The 22,387-nt window shown below is 71.2% G+C and carries 20 protein-coding genes; 19 read left to right on the forward strand and 1 reads right to left on the reverse strand.

Translation table 11 applies throughout. The features are described from left to right. Nucleotides 1-49 precede the first annotated feature (49 nt). From aroC to nusB, 6 genes are all read left to right on the forward strand, one after another. Nucleotides 50-1,234 (forward strand): chorismate synthase, encoded by a 1,185-nt coding sequence (aroC, locus tag AC0KTA_RS31960; RefSeq protein ID WP_481051674.1) that lies wholly within the window; start codon nucleotides 50-52, stop codon nucleotides 1,232-1,234. Then, on the forward strand, nucleotides 1,231-2,874 hold the full coding sequence (gene aroB / locus AC0KTA_RS31965) for a 3-dehydroquinate synthase (protein WP_481051675.1): 1,644 nt from the start codon (nucleotides 1,231-1,233) through the stop codon (nucleotides 2,872-2,874). The genes aroC and aroB overlap by 4 nt, the downstream gene beginning before the upstream one ends. A 160-nt stretch (nucleotides 2,875-3,034) precedes the next feature. Continuing rightward, the gene (locus AC0KTA_RS31970) at nucleotides 3,035-4,117 is read left to right on the forward strand and encodes a Pro-rich N-terminal domain-containing protein (RefSeq protein ID WP_481051676.1); all 1,083 of its coding nucleotides are present in this window, start codon (nucleotides 3,035-3,037) and stop codon (nucleotides 4,115-4,117) included. Nucleotides 4,118-4,561: 444 nt separating this feature from the next. After that, nucleotides 4,562-5,668, forward strand: a complete 1,107-nt coding sequence (locus AC0KTA_RS31975) for a M24 family metallopeptidase (RefSeq protein WP_481051677.1) — start codon at nucleotides 4,562-4,564, stop codon at nucleotides 5,666-5,668. Between the two features lie 52 nt (nucleotides 5,669-5,720). Further along, entirely contained in the window at nucleotides 5,721-6,287 is a 567-nt protein-coding gene (gene efp, locus AC0KTA_RS31980) for an elongation factor P (RefSeq protein WP_481051678.1), read from the forward strand. A 2-nt stretch (nucleotides 6,288-6,289) separates the two neighbouring features. Beyond that, nucleotides 6,290-6,721: a transcription antitermination factor NusB gene (nusB, locus tag AC0KTA_RS31985; protein WP_384890852.1), complete on the forward strand. Its 432-nt coding sequence runs from the start codon at nucleotides 6,290-6,292 to the stop codon at nucleotides 6,719-6,721. Between the two features lie 206 nt (nucleotides 6,722-6,927). Here the strand turns inward: nusB and bldD are convergent, their stop codons facing one another. Further along, complete coding sequence (gene bldD, locus AC0KTA_RS31990; protein ID WP_016638847.1) at nucleotides 6,928-7,428, reverse strand: transcriptional regulator BldD; 501 nt, start codon at nucleotides 7,426-7,428, stop codon at nucleotides 6,928-6,930. Nucleotides 7,429-7,668: 240 nt separating this feature from the next. Here bldD and pyrR point away from each other — a divergent pair, with 240 nt between their 5' ends. From pyrR to metK, 13 genes are all read left to right on the forward strand, one after another. Then, nucleotides 7,669-8,244 (forward strand): bifunctional pyr operon transcriptional regulator/uracil phosphoribosyltransferase PyrR, encoded by a 576-nt coding sequence (pyrR, locus tag AC0KTA_RS31995; RefSeq protein WP_016638846.1) that lies wholly within the window; start codon nucleotides 7,669-7,671, stop codon nucleotides 8,242-8,244. A 136-nt stretch (nucleotides 8,245-8,380) separates the two neighbouring features. Next, nucleotides 8,381-9,358 carry an aspartate carbamoyltransferase catalytic subunit gene (locus tag AC0KTA_RS32000; RefSeq protein ID WP_481051679.1) on the forward strand — a complete coding sequence of 326 codons (978 nt, stop codon included), beginning with the start codon at nucleotides 8,381-8,383 and terminating at the stop codon, nucleotides 9,356-9,358. 5 nt (nucleotides 9,359-9,363) lie between these two features. After that, nucleotides 9,364-10,650: a dihydroorotase gene (locus AC0KTA_RS32005; RefSeq protein ID WP_481051680.1), complete on the forward strand. Its 1,287-nt coding sequence runs from the start codon at nucleotides 9,364-9,366 to the stop codon at nucleotides 10,648-10,650. Next, nucleotides 10,647-11,267, forward strand: a complete 621-nt coding sequence (locus AC0KTA_RS32010; RefSeq protein WP_481051681.1) for a PH-like domain-containing protein — start codon at nucleotides 10,647-10,649, stop codon at nucleotides 11,265-11,267. The genes AC0KTA_RS32005 and AC0KTA_RS32010 overlap by 4 nt, the downstream gene beginning before the upstream one ends. Further along, nucleotides 11,264-12,415 carry a glutamine-hydrolyzing carbamoyl-phosphate synthase small subunit gene (carA, locus tag AC0KTA_RS32015; RefSeq protein ID WP_481051682.1) on the forward strand — a complete coding sequence of 384 codons (1,152 nt, stop codon included), beginning with the start codon at nucleotides 11,264-11,266 and terminating at the stop codon, nucleotides 12,413-12,415. Before AC0KTA_RS32010 ends, carA begins: the two co-directional genes overlap by 4 nt. Continuing rightward, nucleotides 12,408-15,716 carry a carbamoyl-phosphate synthase large subunit gene (gene carB / locus AC0KTA_RS32020; RefSeq protein WP_481051683.1) on the forward strand — a complete coding sequence of 1,103 codons (3,309 nt, stop codon included), beginning with the start codon at nucleotides 12,408-12,410 and terminating at the stop codon, nucleotides 15,714-15,716. Before carA ends, carB begins: the two co-directional genes overlap by 8 nt. Nucleotides 15,717-15,788: 72 nt before the next feature. Then, entirely contained in the window at nucleotides 15,789-16,901 is a 1,113-nt protein-coding gene (locus tag AC0KTA_RS32025; RefSeq protein WP_481051684.1) for a quinone-dependent dihydroorotate dehydrogenase, read from the forward strand. Beyond that, on the forward strand, nucleotides 16,898-17,752 hold the full coding sequence (pyrF, locus tag AC0KTA_RS32030; protein ID WP_481051685.1) for an orotidine-5'-phosphate decarboxylase: 855 nt from the start codon (nucleotides 16,898-16,900) through the stop codon (nucleotides 17,750-17,752). Before AC0KTA_RS32025 ends, pyrF begins: the two co-directional genes overlap by 4 nt. 391 nt (nucleotides 17,753-18,143) lie before the next feature. Next, nucleotides 18,144-18,467: an integration host factor gene (locus AC0KTA_RS32035; protein WP_016638838.1), complete on the forward strand. Its 324-nt coding sequence runs from the start codon at nucleotides 18,144-18,146 to the stop codon at nucleotides 18,465-18,467. A 62-nt stretch (nucleotides 18,468-18,529) separates the two neighbouring features. Then, nucleotides 18,530-19,123, forward strand: coding sequence for a guanylate kinase (gene gmk / locus AC0KTA_RS32040; protein WP_481051686.1), 594 nt, complete (start codon nucleotides 18,530-18,532; stop codon nucleotides 19,121-19,123). A gap of 26 nt (nucleotides 19,124-19,149) precedes the next feature. Continuing rightward, the gene (gene rpoZ / locus AC0KTA_RS32045; RefSeq protein ID WP_030360466.1) at nucleotides 19,150-19,422 is read left to right on the forward strand and encodes a DNA-directed RNA polymerase subunit omega; all 273 of its coding nucleotides are present in this window, start codon (nucleotides 19,150-19,152) and stop codon (nucleotides 19,420-19,422) included. 91 nt (nucleotides 19,423-19,513) lie between these two features. Further along, nucleotides 19,514-20,728, forward strand: coding sequence for a bifunctional phosphopantothenoylcysteine decarboxylase/phosphopantothenate--cysteine ligase CoaBC (gene coaBC / locus AC0KTA_RS32050; RefSeq protein WP_481051687.1), 1,215 nt, complete (start codon nucleotides 19,514-19,516; stop codon nucleotides 20,726-20,728). A 302-nt stretch (nucleotides 20,729-21,030) separates the two neighbouring features. Continuing rightward, the gene (metK, locus tag AC0KTA_RS32055) at nucleotides 21,031-22,239 is read left to right on the forward strand and encodes a methionine adenosyltransferase (RefSeq protein WP_481051688.1); all 1,209 of its coding nucleotides are present in this window, start codon (nucleotides 21,031-21,033) and stop codon (nucleotides 22,237-22,239) included. Nucleotides 22,240-22,387 lie beyond the last annotated feature (148 nt).

Genomic DNA, 22,387 nt, shown 5'->3' on the forward strand with positions numbered 1-22,387 from the left:
ACCCGGTCGCGCCGCAAGCAGTTCCGGGCGCGAGCATCGAGGAGCACCGTTGAGCAGGTTGCGTTGGCTGACCGCGGGGGAGTCCCACGGACCCGCACTGGTGGCGACGCTGGAGGGCCTTCCGGCAGGCGTCCCGATCACCACGGACATGGTGGCGGACCACCTCGCCCGTCGGCGCCTCGGCTATGGGCGCGGCGCTCGCATGAAGTTCGAACGCGACGAGGTCACCTTCATCGGCGGCGTGCGGCACGGCCTGACCATGGGCTCGCCCGTCGCGGTCATGGTCGGCAACACCGAGTGGCCCAAGTGGGAGCAGGTCATGTCGGCCGACCCGGTCGACCCCGACGTGCTCGCCGAACTGGCCCGCAACGCCCCGCTGACCCGGCCCCGGCCCGGCCACGCCGACCTCGCGGGCATGCAGAAGTACGGCTTCGACGAGGCCCGGCCGATCCTGGAGCGTGCCTCCGCGCGGGAGACCGCGGCCCGGGTGGCGCTCGGCGCCGTGGCCCGGTCGTACCTGAAGGAGACGGCCGGGATCGAGATCGTCTCGCACGTGGTGGAGCTGGCCGCGGCCAAGGCTCCGTACGGCGTGTACCCGACGCCCGCCGACGTCGAGAAGCTGGACGCCGACCCCGTGCGCTGCCTGGACGCCGACGCGTCGAAGGCGATGGTCGCGGAGATCGACCAGGCCCACAAGGACGGCGACACCCTGGGCGGTGTGGTCGAGGTGCTCGCGTACGGCGTCCCGGTCGGGCTCGGCTCGCACGTGCACTGGGACCGGCGCCTCGACGCCCGGCTCGCCGCCGCGCTCATGGGCATCCAGGCCATCAAGGGCGTCGAGCTCGGCGACGGCTTCGACCTGGCGCGCGTGCCCGGCTCCCAGGCACACGACGAGATCATCTCCACGGACGACGGCGTGAAGCGCGCGACCGGCCGCTCCGGCGGCACCGAGGGCGGCCTGACGACGGGCGAGCTGCTGCGCGTGCGCGCCGCGATGAAGCCCATCGCGACCGTCCCGCGCGCCCTCGCCACCATCGACGTGACCACCGGCGAGGCCGCCAAGGCGCACCACCAGCGCTCCGACGTGTGCGCCGTCCCGGCGGCCGGGATCGTGGCCGAGGCCATGGTGGCGCTGGTGCTCGCGGACGCCGTCGCGGAGAAGTTCGGCGGCGACAGCGTGACGGAGACGCGCCGCAACGTGCGGTCGTACCTCGACAACCTCCAGATCCGGTGAGCGGCCCGGAGATCGTTCTCGTCGGGCCCATGGGGGTCGGCAAGTCCACGGTGGGCGCGCTCCTCGCCGAGCTGCTCGGCACCACGTACCGCGACACCGACGCCGACATCGTGGCCGCCCAGGGCCGCGAGATCTCCGACATCTTCGTCGAGGACGGCGAGCCGTACTTCCGTGAGCTGGAGCGGCAGGCCGTGCGCGCCGCGCTCGCCGAGCACGAGGGCGTCCTCGCGCTCGGCGGCGGCGCGATCCTCGACGAGGGCACCCGCGAGCTGCTCGCCGCCCACCCGGTCGTCTATCTCTCGATGGACGTCGAGGAGGCGGTCAAGCGGACCGGCCTGAACGCGGCGCGCCCGCTGCTCGCCGTCAACCCGCGCAAGCAGTGGCGCGAGCTGATGGACGCGCGCCGCCACCTGTACGAAGAAGTCGCCCGCGCCGTCGTCGCCACGGACGACCGCACCCCCGAAGAGGTCGCGCAAGCGGTCCTCGACGCACTGGAGTTGACCGCAGTTCCCGGGGGACAACCCCCGGACCCCCGGCCGGAGGACGCGATGGCGAGCCAGGTAACAAGGATCCACGTCGGCGGCACCGCGGGCACCGAGCCCTACGAGGTGCTCGTCGGGCGGCAACTGCTCGGTGAGCTCGGCGCTCTGATCGGCGACGCCGCCAAGCGGGTCGCCGTCGTCCACCCCGAGGCGCTCGCCGAGACCGGCGACGCGCTGCGCCAGGACCTGGCCGACCAGGGGTACGAGGCCGTGGCCGTGCAGGTGCCCAACGCGGAGGAGGCCAAGACCGCCGAGGTCGCCGCGTACTGCTGGAAGGCGCTCGGGCAGTCCGGGTTCACGCGCACCGACGTGATCGTGGGCGTCGGCGGCGGCGCCACCACCGACCTGGCCGGATTCGTGGCGGCGACCTGGCTGCGCGGGGTGCGGTGGATCGCCGTGCCGACGACCGTGCTCGGCATGGTGGACGCCGCGGTCGGCGGCAAGACCGGCATCAACACCGCCGAGGGCAAGAACCTGGTGGGCTCCTTCCATCCGCCCGCGGGCGTGCTGTGCGACCTGGCGGCGCTGGACTCGCTGCCGGTGCACGACTACGTCTCCGGGCTCGCGGAGATCATCAAGGCGGGCTTCATCGCGGATCCGGCCATCCTCGACCTGATCGAGGCCGACCCGGAGGCCGCCCGCACGCCCAAGGGGCCGCACACGGCGGAGCTCATCGAACGCTCCATCAAGGTCAAGGCGGAGGTCGTCTCCGGTGACCTGAAGGAGTCGGGCCTGCGCGAGATCCTCAACTACGGCCACACACTCGCGCACGCCATCGAGAAGAACGAGCGCTACAAGTGGCGGCACGGTGCGGCCGTCGCCGTCGGCATGCACTTCGCGGCCGAACTCGGGCGCCTGGCGGGGCGGTTGGACGACGCGACGGCCGACCGGCACCGCACGGTCCTCGAATCGGTCGGGCTGCCGCTGACCTACCGCTACGACCAGTGGCCCAAGCTTCTGGAGACCATGAAGGTCGACAAGAAGTCCCGCGGTGACCTGCTGCGCTTCATCGTCCTCGACGGCCTCGCCAAGCCGACCGTCCTGGAGGGACCGGACCCGGCGGTTCTGCTCGCCGCGTACGGCGAAGTCGCCGACTGACCGCCCGGTCCGCCCCGTTACGGGGCGGACCGAACAAGCCACGGGCACTCCGTGACCGCCCCGGCCGTTCACACAACATCGGCCGGGGACGGTACCGTTCGGTAGGGGTGGCCCCGGCCGCCGCCCGCACCAGCAGTCGTACGAGACGGAGTGGCACCGGATGCAGCACGCAGTGGGGTCGCCGCTGCCGCCGCCCCCTCAGCCGGGGCACGGACCGGCCACCGGCTGGTCCTCGGCCGCACACCAGCCGGGCGTTCCGCCGTCGGGCGCCGCACCGAGCTCCCCACCCCTGGGCCCCGCCCCGTCCGCCCGCCCCCCGGCCGCCTCGCATCCGGGCTTCGCGGGCGCGCCGTCCGAACCGGCGCCGACGCTCACGCTGACCGGCGCCGCGGCACAGCACGCCGCGGCGCATCAGCCGGGCCCCGCGCCGGTGCCACAGGCGCCGGGAGCGGCTCCGCACGCGCCGGGAGCAGCCCACGGCCCCGCGGCCCCCCACGCCCCTTCCGCGCCACACGCCCCGCACAGCCCCGCGGTGGCGCACGCCCAGACCGGCCCCGGCACCGCCACGCACGCCTCGGCCGCCGCCCCGCCGGCCCGTGACACCACCGGGCACATCCAGCTCCCGCCCGGCGGCCCCGTCGCGATGCCGAGCCCGCCGCCCGGCACCGCCCGGGCCGACACGGGCTCCACCACGCTGGCCGTGTTGCTCATCGGCCCCGCGGGCGCGGGCAAGACGAGCGTCGCGAAGTTCTGGGCCGAGCACCGGCGGGTGCCGACGGCGCACATCAGCCTCGACGACGTACGCGAATGGGTGCGCTCGGGCTTCGCCGACCCCCAGTCGGGCTGGAACGACAACTCCGAGGCGCAGTACCGCCTGGCCCGCCGCACCTGCGGCTTCGCCGCGCGGAACTTCCTCGCCAACGGCATCTCCTGCATCCTGGACGACGCCGTGTTCCCCGATCGGCCGGTCGTCGGCCTGGGCGGCTGGAAGCGGCACGTGGGGCCGGGGCTGCTGCCCGTCGTCCTGCTCCCCGGCCTGGAGATCGTCCTGGAGCGCAACGCCCAGCGCAGCGGGAACCGGCGCCTCACCGACGAGGAGGTCGCCCGCATCCACGGCCGCATGGCCGGCTGGTACGGCTCGGGCCTGCCCATCATCGACAACTCCCACCTCGACGTTCCCGCCACGGCCGCCCTCCTGGACGACGTCCTGGCCCGCGCGATCGCGAGCCCGCCGAAGTGGTGAATCCCCAACCCCGCCCCTTCCCGTAACTGGGGGCTCCGCCCCCCCAGACCCCCGTATCGGCCTGAACGACCTCGTCCTCAATCGCCGGACGGGCTTCTTCCCACCCGCCCGCCCTTTTTGCCCTTCGGGCGGAGTGGGGTGGGTGGGAGGGGCATCGCCCTTCGGGCGGAGTGGGGGCGGGCGGGGCTTCGCCCTTCGGGCGTGATGGGGTGGGTGGGCGGGGAAATATAGCCCCTCCGGCGTTTGAGGAGCGGGGTCTGGGGCCGGAGCCCCAGGAAGGGGGGGCGGGTGGGGGAAAGAGCCCGTCCGGCGTTTGAGGACGAGCGCGCAGCGCGATCGGCGGGAGTCGGCCTGGGGCACCCTTACTGTCACCGCCCGGCGCGCAGCCGCCCGTCCGGACGCGCTGAACCGGCCGGGCCGCCGGGCCCCTCATAGGCTCGCCCCATGTCAGAGGTGTACGCCGCGCGCAGAGAGCGGCTCAGGGAGCGCTGTGCGGGCGGCGGCAGCGCGGCCGCGCTCGTGTCGCGGCCCGCCAATGTGCGCTATCTCGCGGGCGCGGCGCCCAGCGATGCCGTACTCCTGCTGGGCGGGACCGAGGACGTACTGGTGTGCGCGCGACCGCCGGGGGAGGAACCCGGTGCGGAGCGGCCCGACGGAGCGCTGCGGACGCACGTCCTGGAGACGCCGGGCGGTGACCCGGCCGTCGCGGGGGCGGGGCGGGCGGCGGCGCAGGGGGCCGAGACGCTGGCCGTCGAGGAACACCATCTGACCGTCGCCCGGCATCGCGCACTGGCCTCGGTCGCGCCCACGCTGCGCCTGACCGACCTGGCGCGGGGCGTGGAGCAGCTGCGGCTCGTCAAGGACGAGGAGGAGATCTCCTGCCTGCGGATCGCCGCCGAGATCGCCGACCAGGCCCTGGGGGAGCTGCTCGAGTCGATCCTGGTCGGGCGCACCGAGCGGCACCTCGCGCTGGAGCTGGAGCGCCGCTTGGTCGACCACGGCGCCGACGGGCCCGCCTTCGCCACATCCGTCGCGACCGGGCCCAACTCGGGGCGCGGCGGGCACCGCCCCACCGACCGGCGGGTCGAGGAGGGCGACTTCCTCTCCGTGTGCCTGGGCGCCTGCTACCGCGGCTACCGCAGCGAGATCGGCCGCACCTTCGTCATCGGCACCTCGCCCGCGGACTGGCAGATCGAGCTGTACGACCTCGTCTTCGCCGCTCAGCGGGCCGGCCGCGAGGCCCTCGCACCGGGCGCCGCCTACCGTGACGTGGACCGCGCGGCACGCCACGTACTCGACGCCGCGGGCTACGCGGACGGCCTCGCTCCGCTCACCGGACACGGTGTCGGGCTCGAAATCGACGAGGACCCGCAGTTGGCGCCCGCGGCCATGGGTAAACTGGACGCTTGCGTGCCGGTCACCGTCGAACCGGGGGTCCACCTCCCGGGCCGGGGCGGGGTCCGGATCGATGACACGCTCGTCGTCCGCTGCGAAGCGGACGGCGGACCCGAGCTACTCACCATTACGACCAAGGAGCTGCTCGCGCTCTAGCGCGTGCACGTGCCCCGGGGTCGTCCACGTCAGTCCAGGAGATTCCGCAACCGTGGCTTCCACGAACGACCTCAAGAACGGCATGGTGCTCAAGCTCGAAGGCGGCCAGCTCTGGTCCGTCGTCGAGTTCCAGCACGTCAAGCCCGGCAAGGGCCCGGCCTTCGTGCGCACCAAGCTCAAGAACGTGCTCTCCGGCAAGGTCGTCGACAAGACCTTCAACGCCGGCGTCAAGGTCGACACGGCCACCGTCGACAAGCGCGACATGCAGTTCTCCTACATGGACGGCGACTACTTCGTCTTCATGGACATGGAGACCTACGACCAGCTCCACATCGACCGCAAGGCCGTCGGCGACGCCGCGAACTTCCTGGTCGAGGGCTTCACCGCCACCGTCGCGCAGCACGAGGGCGAGGTCCTCTTCGTCGAGCTGCCCGCCGCCGTCGAGCTGACCATCCAGGAGACCGAGCCGGGCGTCCAGGGCGACCGCTCCACGGGCGGCACCAAGCCCGCCATCCTGGAGACCGGCCACCAGATCAACGTGCCGCTCTTCATCACCACCGGCGAGAAGATCAAGGTCGACACCCGCACCAGCGACTACCTCGGCCGGGTGAACAGCTAACCGTGGCCGCCCGTAATACGGCCCGCAAGCGCGCCTTTCAGATCCTCTTCGAGGCCGACCAGCGTGGTGTCGACGTCCTGACCGTCCTGGCGGACTGGGTACGCCACTCGCGGACCGACACCCGGCAGCCGCCGGTGAGCGAGTACACGATGGAGCTCGTCGAGGGGTACGAGAAGCACGCTTCCCGCATCGACGAGCTGATCTCGCAGTACGCCGTCGGATGGACGCTCGACCGGATGCCCGTCGTCGACCGGAACATCCTGCGGCTCGGCGCGTACGAACTCGTCTGGGTCGACGGGACGCCCGACGCGGTGGTTCTGGACGAGGCCGTCCAGCTCGCCAAGGAATTCTCCACGGACGAGTCGCCGGCCTTCGTCAATGGCCTGCTCGGCCGGTTCAAGGACCTGAAGCCGAGTCTTCGCCGAGGAGAGTAGGCTCCCGCCGGACTTTTCCGTTCCTGGAGGGCCCACAGCCGTTTGGCTGTGGGCCCTCCAGGTTTTTCCGGAGCGCAGGAACCCTCCAGGGGTAACCCTCCAGGGGTTTTCCGGAGTGCACGCACAAAGCCGCCGGGGTGGCCGGAACACTATGGGTTCCGGCCACCCCGGCGGCACGTTTCTGCTCAAGTCTCCCTTGGGGGGATTCAGACCTCTTCGTGGGCCACCGCGCGGCGCGCGTCCGCGTCAAGGACGCCCCAGCTGATGAGCTGCTCGGTGAGCACCGAGGGCGACTGGTCGTAGATGACGGCGAGGGTGCGCAGGTCGTCCTGGCGGATGGAGAGCACCTTGCCGTTGTAGTCGCCGCGCTGCGACTGGATCGTCGCCGCATAGCGCTGCAAGGGGCCCGCCTTCTCGGCCGGGACGTGGGCAAGCCGCTCCAGGTCGAGGACCAGCTTGGGCGGGGGCTCGGCGGCACCACCGGGCGGCGTGCCCGGAAGGAGTTCCTGCACCGGAACGCCGTAGAAATCCGCCAGCTCGGCGAGGCGCTGCACGGTCACGGCACGGTCGCCGCGCTCGTACGACCCCACCACGACCGCCTTCCAGCGACCCTGGGACTTCTCCTCGACGCCGTGGAGGGAAAGGCCCTGCTGGGTGCGGATGGCGCGGAGCTTGGCCCCGAGCTGTTTGGCGTATTCGCTGGACATATAGCTCCCCGGACGCTGTGACAACGTGCGGCTCCGCCGCGCGGCTGGTGACTCACTGTGAGGTTACGCAGCGTTACTTGGCCGCGTCAAGCCGAATGAGTCCGAGGGCCTCTTCCGTGGGGGTGGTGACGGCGCGCGTTGCCGTTGCTGGTACCGTGAATGACGCTGCTGACGCAGTTGGCGCAATTTAGACGTCCTTTAAAGTCCGTCCCGTGAGGCGGAGAAGGAGGTCCGTTTTTCATGGACTCGCAAGACTCCGGTGTCGCCCGGCCCGTTCTCGAAGGCCCGGACATCGCACGGGTGCTGACCCGTATCGCTCACGAAATCGTCGAGCGCGCCAAGGGCGCGGAGGACGTGGTCCTGCTCGGCATTCCCACTCGTGGTGTCTTCCTCGGCCAGCGGCTCGCCGCGAAGCTCGAAGAGATCACCGGCCGCAAGATCCCGGTCGGCTCCCTCGACATCACGATGTACCGCGACGACCTGCGCATGCACCCCCCGCGCGCGCTCGCCCGCACCGATATCCCCGGTGACGGCATCGACGGCCGTCTGGTCGTCCTGGTCGACGACGTGCTCTTCTCCGGCCGCACGATTCGCGCCGCCCTCGACGCCCTGAACGACATCGGCCGCCCGCGCGCGGTGCAGCTTGCCGTCCTCGTCGACCGCGGCCACCGAGAACTGCCCATCCGCGCCGACTACGTCGGCAAGAACCTCCCGACGTCGCTGCGGGAGACGGTCAAGGTCCAGCTCGCCGAGGAGGACGGCCGCGACGCCGTGCTGCTCGGTGCCAAGCCGACCGCTCCGGCCGGCGAGCGCTAGCTCCTTCCCGTACGGCCGGCCCTTCGGGGCCCGTTGCCCGTGCGCGAGCTGACGCGCGCCCGCATGCCCGCCGTGCCCCCGGGGACACCTCCGCCCGGGCACCCGCACACCTGAATTCCCTTACGGAGCCCACCAGATGATGCGACACCTCATCTCGGCCGCCGACCTCACCCGCGACGACGCCGTTCTCATCCTCGACACCGCGGAGGAGATGGCCCGCGTCGCCGACCGGCCGATCAAGAAGCTGCCCGCGCTGCGCGGCCGCACCGTGGTCAACCTCTTCTTCGAGGACTCGACCCGGACCCGGATCTCCTTCGAGGCCGCCGAGAAGCGCCTCTCCGCCGACGTCATCAACTTCGCCGCCAAGGGATCGTCCGTCTCCAAGGGCGAGTCCCTGAAGGACACCGCCCAGACCCTGGAGGCCATGGGCGTCGACGCCGTCGTCATCCGCCACGGGGCCTCCGGCGCGCCCTACCGCCTGGCGACCTCCGGCTGGATCGACGCCACCGTCATCAACGCCGGTGACGGCACCCACCAGCACCCCACCCAGGCTCTGCTCGACGCCTTCACCATGCGCCGCCGCCTGGTCGGCCGGGACGCCGGGCTCGGCCAGGACCTGGCCGGCAAGAGCATCACCGTTGTCGGCGACATCCTGCACAGCCGCGTCGCCCGCTCCAACGTGGACCTGCTGCACACGCTCGGCGCCGAGGTCACCCTCGTCGCGCCGCCCACCCTGGTGCCGGTGGGCGTCGAGCACTGGCCGTGCGAGGTGTCGTACGACCTCGACCGCGTGCTGCCCAAGTCCGACGCCGTGATGATGTTGCGGGTGCAGCGCGAGCGCATGAACGCCGCGTTCTTCCCCACCGAGCGCGAGTACTCGCGCCGCTACGGCCTCGACGGCGACCGCATGGCGAAGATGCCCGAGCACGCCATCGTGATGCACCCCGGCCCGATGGTCCGCGGCATGGAGATCACCGCCGAGGTCGCCGACTCCGACCGCTGCACGGTCGTCGAACAGGTCGCCAACGGCGTCTCGATCCGCATGGCCGTCCTGTACCTGCTGCTGGGCGGCAACGAGCCCGCCGTCACCCACACCCGTACCGAGGAGAAGTGAAGACCATGAGCAAGATCCTTATCCGTGGGGCGCGGGTGCTGGGCGGCGAGACGCAGGACGTACTCGTCGACGGTGAGGTCGTCGAGGCGGTCGGCGCCGGGCTGAGCGACGAGGGCGCCCAGGTGATCGAGGCCGACGGCAAGATTCTGCTGCCGGGCCTGGTCGACCTGCACACCCACCTCCGCGAGCCCGGCCGCGAGGACTCCGAGACCGTCCTCACCGGCACCCGGGCCGCCGCGAGCGGCGGCTTCACCTCCGTGTTCGCGATGGCCAACACCTTCCCCGTCGCCGACACCGCGGGCGTCGTCGAGCAGGTCTGGCGGCTCGGCAAGGAGTCCGGCTACTGCGACGTGCAGCCCATCGGCGCCGTCACCGTCGGCCTCGAGGGCAAGAAGCTCGCCGAGCTGGGCGCCATGCACGAGTCGGCGGCCGGCGTCACGGTCTTCTCCGACGACGGCAAGTGCGTCGACGACGCCGTGATCATGCGGCGCGCCCTGGAGTACGTGAAGGCCTTCGGCGGTGTCGTCGCGCAGCACGCGCAGGAGCCGCGGCTCACCGAGGGCGCCCAGATGAACGAGGGCGTCGTCTCGGCGGAGCTCGGGCTGGGCGGCTGGCCGGCGGTCGCCGAGGAGTCGATCATCGCCAGGGACGTCCTGCTCGCCGAGCACGTGGGTTCGCGGGTGCACATCTGCCACCTGTCGACCGCGGGCTCCGTGGAGATCGTGCGCTGGGCCAAGTCGCGCGGCATCGACGTGACCGCGGAGGTCACGCCGCACCACCTGCTCCTCACCGACGAGCTCGTACGGACGTACAACCCCGTCTACAAGGTCAACCCGCCGCTGCGCACGGAGCGCGACGTCATGGCGCTGCGTGAGGCCCTGGCCGACGGAACCATCGACATCGTCGCCACCGACCACGCCCCGCACCCGCACGAGGACAAGGACTGCGAGTGGGGTGCGGCCGCCATGGGCATGGTCGGCCTGGAGACCGCCCTGTCCGTCGTGCAGCACACGATGGTCGAGACGGGCCTGCTCACCTGGGCGGGCGTCGCCGAGCGCATGTCGCACACGCCCGCGCGGATCGGCCGGGCCGCGGGCCACGGCCGCCCCGTCTCGGCAGGCGAGCCGGCGAACCTCACCCTCGTCGATCCGGCATACCGTGGCTCCGTGGACCCCGCGGGATTCGCCTCCCGCAGCCGTAACACCCCCTACGAGGGCCGTGAGCTGCCGGGACGCGTCACGCACACGTGGCTGCGGGGCCGGGCCACGCTCGTCGACGGGAAGCTCCAGTGACTGCAACGCACCTTCTTGCCAGCCCCCACCTGACCCACCTGGCCGCCGAGGAGAAGTCGGCCGAGGTCACCGACTGGGCCGCCCGGATCGGCTGGGTCGTCGGCCTGCTGCTCTTCATCACGCTCGTCTACTGGCTGATGCGGCAGGGCTGGAAGTGGCGCGGCACCCTCCAGGGCGACCTGCCCGAGCTCCCCGGCGCGCCGTCCGACCCCGGCCCGGCGAAACTTGAGATGACCGGCCGCTACCACGGCTCGACCACCGCCGGGCAGTGGCTCGACCGGATCGTGGCGCACGGCCTGGGCACCCGCAGCCGCGTGGAGCTGAGCCTCACCGACGCGGGCCTGGACGTCGTACGCCCCGGGGCGCGGGACTTCTTCATCCCGAAGGAGGCGCTGCGCGAGGCCCGCCTGGACAAGGGCATCGCGGGCAAGGTCCTCGCCGAGGGCGGTCTGCTGATCGTCACCTGGGCGCACGGCGACAAGCTGCTGGACTCCGGCTTCCGCTCGGACCACGCCGCCGAGCAGGCGGAGTGGGTCGAGACCCTGAACCACATGATCAACAATGCCCGGTCCGACAGCGAGACCGGCAGCACGACGGAAACGGAAGGCGCACGATGACGACCTCCACAAGGGGAGCCAGCAAGACCCCTGCCGTACTCGTCCTGGAGGACGGCCGCATCTTCCGCGGGCGTGCCTATGGGGCCGTGGGGGAGACCTTCGGAGAGGCGGTGTTCTCCACTGGCATGACCGGCTACCAGGAGACCCTCACCGACCCGTCGTACCACCGCCAGGTCGTCGTGATGACCGCCCCGCACGTCGGCAACACCGGCGTCAACGACGAGGACCCCGAGTCGCAGCGGATCTGGGTCTCCGGCTACGTGGTGCGCGACCCCGCGCGCGTGCCCTCCAACTGGCGCGCCAAGCGCTCCCTGGACGAGGAGCTGGAGCGGCAGGGCGTCGTCGGCATCAGCGGCATCGACACCCGCGCCCTCACCCGCCATCTGCGCGAGCGCGGCGCCATGCGCGTCGGCATCTTCTCCGGCAACGCGCTGCCCGACGAGGGCACGATGCTCACTGAGGTCCGCCAGGCCGCCGAGATGAAGGGCGCGAACCTCTCCGCGGAGGTCGCCACCAAGGAGACGTACGTCGTCCCCGCGATCGGCACCAAGAAGTTCACGGTCGCCGCCGTCGACCTCGGCATCAAGGGCATGACCCCGCAGCGGATGGCCGAGCGCGGCATCGAGGTGCACGTGCTGCCCGCCACCGCGACCGCCGAGGACGTGTACGCCGTGAACCCCGACGGCGTGTTCTTCTCCAACGGCCCCGGCGACCCCGCCACCGCCGACGGCCCCGTGGCCGTCATGCAGGAGGTCCTGGAGCGCGGGACGCCGCTGTTCGGCATCTGCTTCGGCAACCAGATCCTCGGCCGCGCCCTCGGCTTCGGCACGTACAAGCTGAAGTACGGGCATCGCGGCATCAACCAGCCCGTGCAGGACCGCACCACGGGCAAGGTCGAGGTCACCGCGCACAACCACGGCTTCGCCGTCGACGCGCCGCTCGACCGGGTCTCCGACACCCCCTACGGCCGCGCCGAGGTCTCCCACGTGTGCCTCAACGACCAGGTCGTCGAGGGCCTCCAGCTCCTCGACCGGCCCGCGTTCAGCGTCCAGTACCACCCCGAGGCGGCCGCGGGCCCGCACGACGCCGCGTACCTCTTCGACCGCTTCGTACAGCTCATGGCAGAACAAGGAGCCCAGCGTGCCTAAGCGCACCGATATCCAGTCCGTCCTGGTCATCGGCTCCGGCCCGATCGTCATCGGCCAGGCCGCGGAGTTCGACTACTCCGGGACCCAGGCATGCCGCGTCCTCAAGGCCGAGGGCCTGCGCGTCATCCTCGTCAACTCGAACCCGGCGACGATCATGACCGACCCGGAGATCGCCGACGCCACGTACGTCGAGCCGATCACCCCGGAGTTCGTCGAGAAGATCATCGCCAAGGAGCGCCCCGACGCGCTCCTGCCCACCCTCGGCGGCCAGACGGCCCTCAACACGGCCATCTCCATGCACGAGCAGGGTGTTCTGGAGAAGTACGGCGTCGAGCTGATCGGCGCGAACGTCGAAGCCATCAACAAGGGCGAGGACCGCGACCTCTTCAAGGAGGTCGTCGAGGCCGTCCGCGCCAAGACCGGCCACGGCGAGTCCGCACGCTCCGTGATCTGCCACTCCATGGACGACGTCATCAAGGGCGTCGACGAGCTCGGCGGCTACCCGGTCGTCGTACGGCCCTCCTTCACCATGGGCGGCGCCGGCTCCGGCTTCGCGCACAACGAGGACGAGCTGCGCCGCATCGCCGGCCAGGGCCTCACGCTGTCGCCGACCACCGAGGTGCTCCTGGAGGAGTCCATCCTCGGCTGGAAGGAGTACGAGCTGGAGCTGATGCGCGACAAGCACGACAACGTCGTGGTCGTCTGCTCCATCGAGAACTTCGACCCGATGGGTGTGCACACCGGCGACTCCATCACCGTCGCGCCCGCGATGACGCTCACCGACCGTGAGTACCAGGTCCTGCGGGACGTCGGCATCGCGATCATCCGTGAGGTCGGCGTCGACACCGGCGGCTGCAACATCCAGTTCGCCGTCAACCCCGAAGACGGCCGGGTCATCGTCATCGAGATGAACCCGCGCGTCTCGCGCTCCTCGGCGCTCGCTTCGAAGGCCACCGGCTTCCCCATCGCGAAGATCGCCGCGAAGCTGGCCGTCGGCTACACGCTCGACGAGATCCCCAACGACATCACCGAGAAGACCCCGGCCTCCTTCGAGCCGACCCTCGACTATGTCGTCGTCAAGGCCCCCCGCTTCGCCTTCGAGAAGTTCCCGCAGGCCGACTCCACGCTGACCACGACCATGAAGTCGGTCGGCGAGGCCATGGCCATCGGCCGCAACTTCACCGAGGCCCTGCAGAAGGCACTGCGCTCCCTGGAGAAGAAGGGCAGCCAGTTCTCCTTCACCGGCAAGCCCGGCGACAAGTACACGCTGCTCCGCGCGGCCGTGCGGCCCACCGACGGGCGTATCAACACCGTCATGCAGGCCATCCGCGCGGGCGCCACACCGCAGGAGGTCTTCGACGCCACGAAGATCGACCCCTGGTTCGTCGACCAGCTCTTCCTCATCAAGGAGATCGCCGACGAGCTGACGGCCGCCGAGAAGCTGGGGCCGGAGCTGCTCGCCGAGGCCAAGCGGCACGGCTTCTCCGACGCCCAGATCGCCGAGATCCGCGGCCTGCGCGAGGACGTCGTCCGCGAGGTGCGGCACGCCCTGGGCGTCCGTCCTGTCTACAAGACGGTCGACACCTGCGCCGCCGAATTCGCCGCCAAGACGCCGTACTTCTACTCCTCCTACGACGAGGAGACCGAGGTCGCCCGGCGCGAGAAGCCCGCCGTGATCATCCTGGGCTCCGGCCCGAACCGCATCGGCCAGGGCATCGAGTTCGACTACTCCTGCGTGCACGCCTCGTTCGCGCTGAGCGACGCGGGCTACGAGACCGTCATGGTCAACTGCAACCCGGAGACCGTCTCCACGGACTACGACACCTCCGACCGGCTCTACTTCGAGCCGCTCACCCTGGAGGACGTCCTGGAGATCGTGCACGCGGAAGCGCAGGCGGGCCCGGTCGCGGGCGTCATCGTCCAGCTCGGCGGCCAGACCCCGCTCGGCCTCTCCCAGGCACTGAAGGACAACGGCGTCCCGGTCGTGGGCACCTCGCCCGAGGCCATCCACGCCGCCGAGGACCGCGGCGCCTTCGGCCGCGTGCTCGCCGAGGCGGGCCTGCCCGCGCCCAAGCACGGCACCGCGACGACCTTCGCCGAGGCCAAGGCCATCGCCGACGAGATCGGCTACCCCGTCCTCGTACGCCCCTCCTACGTCCTCGGCGGGCGCGGCATGGAGATCGTGTACGACGAGACCCGTCTTTCGGCGTACATCCAGGAGTCGACCGAGATCAGCCCGTCCCGGCCGGTCCTCGTCGACCGCTTCCTGGACGACGCGATCGAGATCGACGTGGACGCGCTGTACGACGGCCACGAGCTGTACCTCGGCGGCGTCATGGAGCACATCGAGGAGGCCGGCATCCACTCCGGCGACTCGGCGTGCGCACTGCCCCCGATCACCCTCGGCGGCCACGACATCAAGCGCCTTCGTGCCTCTACGGAGGGCATCGCCAAGGGTGTCGGCGTCCGCGGCCTGATCAACATCCAGTTCGCGATGGCCGGGGACATCCTGTACGTCCTGGAGGCCAACCCGCGCGCCTCGCGCACCGTCCCCTTCACCTCGAAGGCGACCGCGGTGCCGCTCGCGAAGGCCGCCGCCCGCATCTCGCTGGGCGCGACCATCGCCGAACTGCGCGCGGAGGGCCTGTTTCCGGCCGTCGGCGACGGCGGCGAGCTGCCGCTGGACGCGCCGATCTCCGTCAAGGAGGCCGTCATGCCCTGGTCGCGCTTCCGCGACATCCAGGGCCGCGGCGTCGACACCGTGCTCGGCCCGGAGATGCGCTCCACCGGTGAAGTCATGGGCATCGACTCGGTGTTCGGCACGGCGTACGCCAAGTCGCAGGCGGGCGCGTACGGTCCGCTGCCGACCAAGGGCCGCGCCTTCATCTCGGTGGCCAACCGCGACAAGCGCTCGATGATCTTCCCGGCGCGCGAACTGGTCGCCCACGGCTTCGAGTTGCTCGCCACCTCCGGTACCGCCGAGGTGCTCAAGCGCAACGGCATCAACGCCACGGTCGTGCGCAAGCAGTCCGAGGGCGAGGGCCCGAACGGCGAGAAGACCATCGTCCAGCTCATCCACGACGGCCAGGTCGACCTCATCGTCAACACCCCGTACGGCACCGGCGGCCGCCTCGACGGCTACGACATCCGCACGGCCGCCGTGGCGCGCTCCGTGCCGTGCCTGACGACCGTGCAGGGCCTCGCCGCCGCCGTCCAGGGCATCGACGCGCTCAACCACGGAGACGTGGGCGTGCGCTCGCTCCAGGAACACGCACAGCACCTGACCGCGGCCCGCGACTAGCAGCCCACGAGGGGGACACCGGAAGCGGTGTCCCCCTCCTCATGCCTCATGAGGACACCGAGGACACCACCCATGTACAAACTCTTCTTCCGCCTGGTCTTCAAGCGGATGGACCCCGAGCGGGCCCACCACCTGGCGTTCCGCTGGATCCGCCTCGCGGCCCGCGTCCCGGTGCTGCGCACGTTCGCCGCCGCCGCCCTCGCCCCGCGCTTCAAGGAGCTGCGCACCGAGGCCTTCGGCCTGCGCATGCACGGCCCCTTCGGGCTCGCCGCCGGGTTCGACAAGAACGCCGTCGCGATCGACGGCATGGCCATGCTCGGCTTCGACCACATCGAGATCGGCACGGTCACCGGCGAGCCGCAGCCCGGCAACCCCAAGAAGCGCCTCTTCCGCCTCGTGCCGGACCGCGCGCTGATCAACCGCATGGGCTTCAACAACGAGGGCTCCGCGGCCGTGGCGGCCCGCCTGGCGGCCCGCACGCCCGTCTTCAGGGCCGTCGTCGGCGTCAACATCGGCAAGACGAAGGTCGTGCCGGAGACCGAGGCCGCCGCGGACTACGTGAAGTCCACCGAGCGCCTGGCCCGGCACGCCGACTACCTGGTCGTCAATGTCTCCTCGCCGAACACGCCGGGCCTGCGCAACCTCCAGGCCACGGAGTCGCTGCGCCCGCTGCTCAGCGCCGTGCGCGAGGCCGCGCACCGCAGCGTCGAGGGCCGCCGCGTCCCGCTGCTCGTGAAGATCGCGCCCGACCTGGCCGACGAGGACGTCGACGCCGTCGCCGACCTCGCGGTCGAGCTCGGCCTGGACGGCATCATCGCCACGAACACCACCATCGCGCGCGAGGGCCTCGGCCTCGTCTCCGACCCGGCGCTCGTCGCGGAGACCGGCGGCCTGTCCGGCGCGCCCCTGAAGGAGCGCTCCCTGGAGGTCCTGCGCCGCCTCTACGCGCGCGTGGGCGACCGGATCACCCTGGTGGGCGTCGGCGGCATCGAGAACGCCGAGGACGCCTGGCAGCGCATCCTCGCGGGCGCGACGCTCGTGCAGGGCTACAGCGCGTTCATCTACGAAGGCCCCTTCTGGGCTCGCGCCGTCCACAAGGGCCTCGCCGCCCGCCTCGCCGCGTCGCCGTACGCCACGCTCGCCGAAGCGGTCGGCGCCGACACCCGAAAGGCCTCCGCAGCATGAGCAGCACGAGCCCCCTGGAACCCTTCGGCGCCCGGCTGCGCCACGCCATGGACACCCGCGGCCCGCTGTGCGTCGGCATCGACCCGCACGCCTCCCTGCTCGCCGCCTGGGGCCTGAACGACGACATCCAGGGCCTGGAGACCTTCACCCGCACCGTCGTCGACGCCCTGGCCGGCCAGGTGGCCGTCTTCAAGCCGCAGTCGGCGTTCTTCGAGCGCTTCGGCTCGCGGGGCATCGCGGTCCTGGAGCGGGCGGTCGCGGACCTGCGCGCGGCGGGCGGCCTGGTCGTCATGGACGCCAAGCGCGGCGACATCGGCTCCACCATGGCCGCGTACGCGGAGACCTTCCTGCGCAAGGACGCGCCGCTGTTCTCGGACGCGCTGACCGTCTCGCCCTACCTCGGGTACGGGTCCCTGCAGCCCGCCGTAGACCTGGCCAGGGAGAACGGCGCGGGCCTCTTCGTGCTCGCCCTCACCTCCAACCCGGAGGGCGCCGAGGTGCAGCGCGCGGTGCGCGAGGACGGCCGGAGCATCGGGGCCACCATGCTGGGGCACCTCGCGGCCGAGAACGCCGGAGCGGCGCCCATGGGGTCGTACGGGGCGGTCGTCGGGGCCACGCTCGGGGATCTGTCGACGTTCGACCTCGACATCAACGGGCCGCTGCTCGCGCCGGGCATCGGGGCGCAGGGCGCGACGCCGGCCGACCTGCCGCGGGTCTTCGGCGCTGCCGTGCGCAACGTCGTGCCGAACGTCAGCCGGGGCGTCCTGAAGGCGGGGCCCGACGCGGGCGCGCTGCGGGACGCGGCGACGCGGTTCGCGGACGAGGTGCGGGCCGCGGTGGACGCCGCGTAGGTCCGCGCGGATCTGTCTCGTCTCCGCCTCGTCGTGAGCGCACGCCGCGATCACGACGGGGTGCACGTCGGGGAGGGGAAGACGCGGTTCCGGAGGATTTCCGGGTGCGGATTCGCGTTTCCGGAGGACGCGGACGACGGCGTACACCCGCCGAACTGACGCGTTGCTTACGCGACACCCGGCCAAATCCGGGGAGAAATGCCCGATATGCCAGGCTCGGTCGAGGCTGACCAGGACTTTTCGTCTGTTCTCGCTGACTCCAGCGGCCATGGCCGCTAGTCTCCGACGAGAGCTAACGGGCAAGCGCGTTGCACGTTGCTCCCCTGGTGTGGGGCGACTAGGTTCCTCACCGGTCCGTATCCGACAGTTCGACATCCGAGGTGACGTAGGCGTGGCTCTTCCGCCCCTTACCCCTGAACAGCGCGCAGCCGCGCTCGAAAAGGCCGCCGCGGCTCGCCGGGAGCGGGCCGAGGTCAAGAATCGACTCAAGCACTCCGGCGCCTCCCTTCACGAGGTCATCAAGCAGGGCCAGGAGAACGACGTCATCGGCAAGATGAAGGTCTCCGCCCTCCTGGAGTCCCTGCCGGGCGTGGGCAAGGTCCGCGCCAAGCAGATCATGGAGCGCCTCGGTATTTCCGAGAGCCGCCGCGTGCGCGGGCTCGGCTCCAACCAGATCGCGTCGCTCGAGCGCGAGTTCGGCGGCAGCGGGGCCTGACGTCTCAGGCTTCCTGGGGGCACCTGGTCCCAGGCAGTCCCGAGAGGCTGGATAATCGCTGCATGGCTGCTTCACCCCGGGGGACGTCCCCCGTACCCCCGGACGTACGTCCGCGGCTGACCGTGCTCTCCGGCCCCTCCGGGGTCGGCAAGAGCACGGTCGTCGCTCATATGCGCAAGGAACACCCCGAGGTCTGGCTCTCGGTCTCGGCGACGACCCGCAAGCCGCGCCCCGGCGAGCGCCACGGTGTCCACTACTTCTTCGTCACCGACGACGAGATGGACAAGCTGATCGCCAATGGCGAGCTCCTGGAGTGGGCGGAATTCGCGGGCAACCGCTACGGCACACCGCGCGGCGCGGTCCTGGAGCACCTGGAGTCGGGTGTCCCCGTCCTGCTGGAGATCGACCTGCAGGGTGCCCGCCTGGTGCGCGAGTCCATGCCCGAGGCGCAGCTCGTCTTCCTGGCCCCGCCGAGCTGGGAGGAGCTGGTGCGCCGGCTCACCGGCCGGGGCACGGAACCGCCCGAGGTGATCGAGCGCAGGCTCGAGGCCGCACGCGTCGAACTGGCCGCGGAGGCCGAGTTCGACACCACCCTGGTCAACACCTCGGTCGAGGACGTGGCTCGCGAGCTGCTAGCCTTGATGAAAGTTGTTTGATCTCCATCCCCTTCGGAAGGCAGAGAGTGTCCTCTTCCATCACCGCGCCCGAGGGCATCATCAACCCGCCGATTGATGAGCTGCTCGAGGCAACCGACTCGAAGTACAGCCTTGTGATCTACGCCGCCAAGCGCGCCCGTCAGATCAACGCGTACTACTCGCAGCTCGGCGAGGGCCTCCTGGAGTACGTCGGCCCGCTGGTCGACACCCACGTCCACGAGAAGCCGCTGTCGATCGCGCTCCGCGAGATCAACGCGGGCCTGCTGACGTCCGAGGCCGTCGAGGCCCCCGCGCAGTAAGCACGCAGTCCTTCACCACGGGCCCGGCAGAGCACCTGCCGGGCCCGTGGTGTGTCATGGAGTCGTACGTTTACGAGTGCGGGGAGGCACGGTGCACAAGCCGAAGGTCGTTCTGGGGGTCAGCGGCGGGATCGCCGCCTACAAGGCGTGCGAGCTGCTGCGCAGGCTCACCGAGTCCGGCCACGACGTGCGCGTCGTGCCCACCGAGTCCGCGCTGCACTTCGTCGGCGCCGCGACCTGGTCGGCGCTGTCCGGCCACCCGGTCTCCACGGAGGTCTGGTCGGACGTCCACGAAGTGCCGCACGTACGCATCGGACAGGGCGCCGACCTCGTGATCGTCGCGCCCGCCACGGCCGACATCCTCGCCAAGGCCGCCCACGGCCTGGCCGACGACCTCCTCACGAACACGCTCCTCACCGCCCGCTGTCCGGTCGTCTTCGCCCCGGCCATGCACACGGAGATGTGGGAGCACCCGGCCACCCAGGAGAACGTGGCCACGCTGCGCCGCCGCGGCGCCCTCGTCGTCGACCCCGCCGTCGGCCGCCTCACCGGCGTCGACACCGGCAAGGGCCGCTTCCCGGAGCCCGCCGAGCTCTTCGACGTCGTACGCCGCGTCCTCGCCCGGGGCGGCGACGCTGTCGACGCCGTCCAGGACCTCGCCGGACGTCACGTCGTGGTCAGCGCCGGCGGCACCCGCGAGCCCCTGGACCCGGTGCGCTTCCTCGGCAACCGCTCCTCCGGCAAGCAGGGCTACGCGCTCGCCCGCAGCGCGGCGGCCCGCGGCGCCCGCGTCACCCTCCTCGCGGCCAACACCACGCTGCCGGACCCGGCGGGCGTCGACATCGTGCGCGTCGGCACCGCCGTACAGCTCCGCGAGGCCGTCCTGAAGGCCGCGGCGGACGCCGACGCCGTGGTGATGGCCGCCGCCGTGGCCGACTTCCGCCCGGAGACGTACGCCACCGGAAAGATCAAGAAGAAGGACGGCGAGAACCCGGCCCCGATCGCCCTCGTCCGCAACCCGGACATCCTGGCCGAGATCGCGGGCGACCGCCCCCGCGCGGACCAGATCGTCGTCGGCTTCGCCGCCGAGACGGACGACGTGCTGGCCAACGGCCGCGCCAAGCTCGCCCGCAAGGGCTGCGACCTGCTCGTGGTGAACGAAGTCGGTGAACGCAAGACATTCGGCTCTGAGCAGAATGAGGCGATCGTGCTCGGCGCGGACGGTAGCGAGACGCCGGTGCCGTACGGGCCCAAGGAGGATCTGGCGGACACGATCTGGGACCTGGTGGTTCAGCGCCTGGTGTGACTCCCGGGGTCTCCATGGCGTCCGTCCGGAGAGTGGGCGGACGCCGTCCGAAAAGTGGGGCGAACGTCACTTCCGCCTCGATCGGAGGGCTCAAACCCTGTGAATTCGGGCGGCAGGCCCTCTGGTGCAGACCGAACGTCGTATCGCACAATGCAGTGCCGCAGGTCACAGGGCTCATGTGGCGAGACAAGTGACCACGCGGTGGAGCGTGACCGATAAACTGGTCCAGGACGACGCCGAGCGCAGCTCTCGGCCCGTCCGCCAATGATCAGCCAGCAGCCGCTGCAACCACAGGGAGCGATGTGTCCCGCCGTCTCTTCACCTCGGAGTCCGTGACCGAGGGTCACCCCGACAAGATCGCCGACCAGATCAGCGACACCATCCTCGACGCGCTTCTGCGCGAGGACCCGACCTCACGTGTCGCCGTCGAAACGCTCATCACCACCGGCCTCGTGCACGTCGCCGGTGAGGTCACGACCAAGGCGTACGCGCCGATCGCGCAGCTGGTGCGCGAGAAGATCCTCGAGATCGGCTACGACTCGTCGAAGAAGGGCTTCGACGGTGCCTCCTGTGGCGTGTCGGTGTCCATCGGCGCCCAGTCCCCGGACATCGCGCAGGGCGTCGACACCGCGTACGAGAAGCGGGTCGAGGGCGACGAGGACGAGCTCGACAAGCAGGGCGCGGGCGACCAGGGCCTGATGTTCGGCTACGCCTGCGACGAGACCCCGGAGCTCATGCCGCTCCCGATCCACCTCGCGCACCGCCTCTCGCGCCGCCTGTCCGAGGTCCGCAAGAACGGGACCATCCCCTACCTGCGCCCCGACGGCAAGACCCAGGTCACCATCGAGTACGACGGCGACAAGGCCGTCCGCCTCGACACGGTCGTCGTCTCCTCGCAGCACGCGTCGGACATCGACCTGGACTCGCTCCTGGCCCCCGACATCCGCGAGTTCGTCGTCGAGCCGGAGCTCAAGGCGCTCCTGGACGACGGCATCAAGCTGGACACCGAGGGCTACCGCCTGCTGGTCAACCCCACCGGCCGCTTCGAGATCGGCGGCCCGATGGGCGACGCCGGCCTGACCGGCCGCAAGATCATCATCGACACGTACGGCGGCATGGCCCGCCACGGCGGCGGCGCCTTCTCCGGCAAGGACCCGTCCAAGGTCGACCGCTCGGCCGCCTACGCCATGCGCTGGGTCGCCAAGAACGTCGTCGCGGCCGGCCTCGCGGCCCGCTGCGAGGTCCAGGTCGCCTACGCGATCGGCAAGGCCGAGCCGGTGGGCCTGTTCGTCGAGACCTTCGGCACGGCCAAGGTCGACACGGACCGGATCGAGACCGCCATCGCCGAGGTCTTCGACCTCCGCCCGGCCGCGATCATCCGCGACCTGGACCTCCTCCGCCCCATCTACGCCCAGACCGCCGCGTACGGCCACTTCGGCCGGGCCGTCCCCGACTTCACCTGGGAGCGGACGGACCGGGTGGAGGCGCTGCGGAAGGCTGTGGGGCTGTAGGTCCCGCGGCACCTCGTGCATCGGGCGAGGCCCGGCGCTCCCTGCGGGGAGGGCCGGGCCTCGTTCCATGTCCGGTCGGCAGGACCGGCGGGCCGGCGATCGTCCCTGCTCAGGTCGGCGCTGTCAGTCGCGTCTGGTAGGAATTTGG

This window comes from Streptomyces sp. Y309, assembly GCF_056712025.1.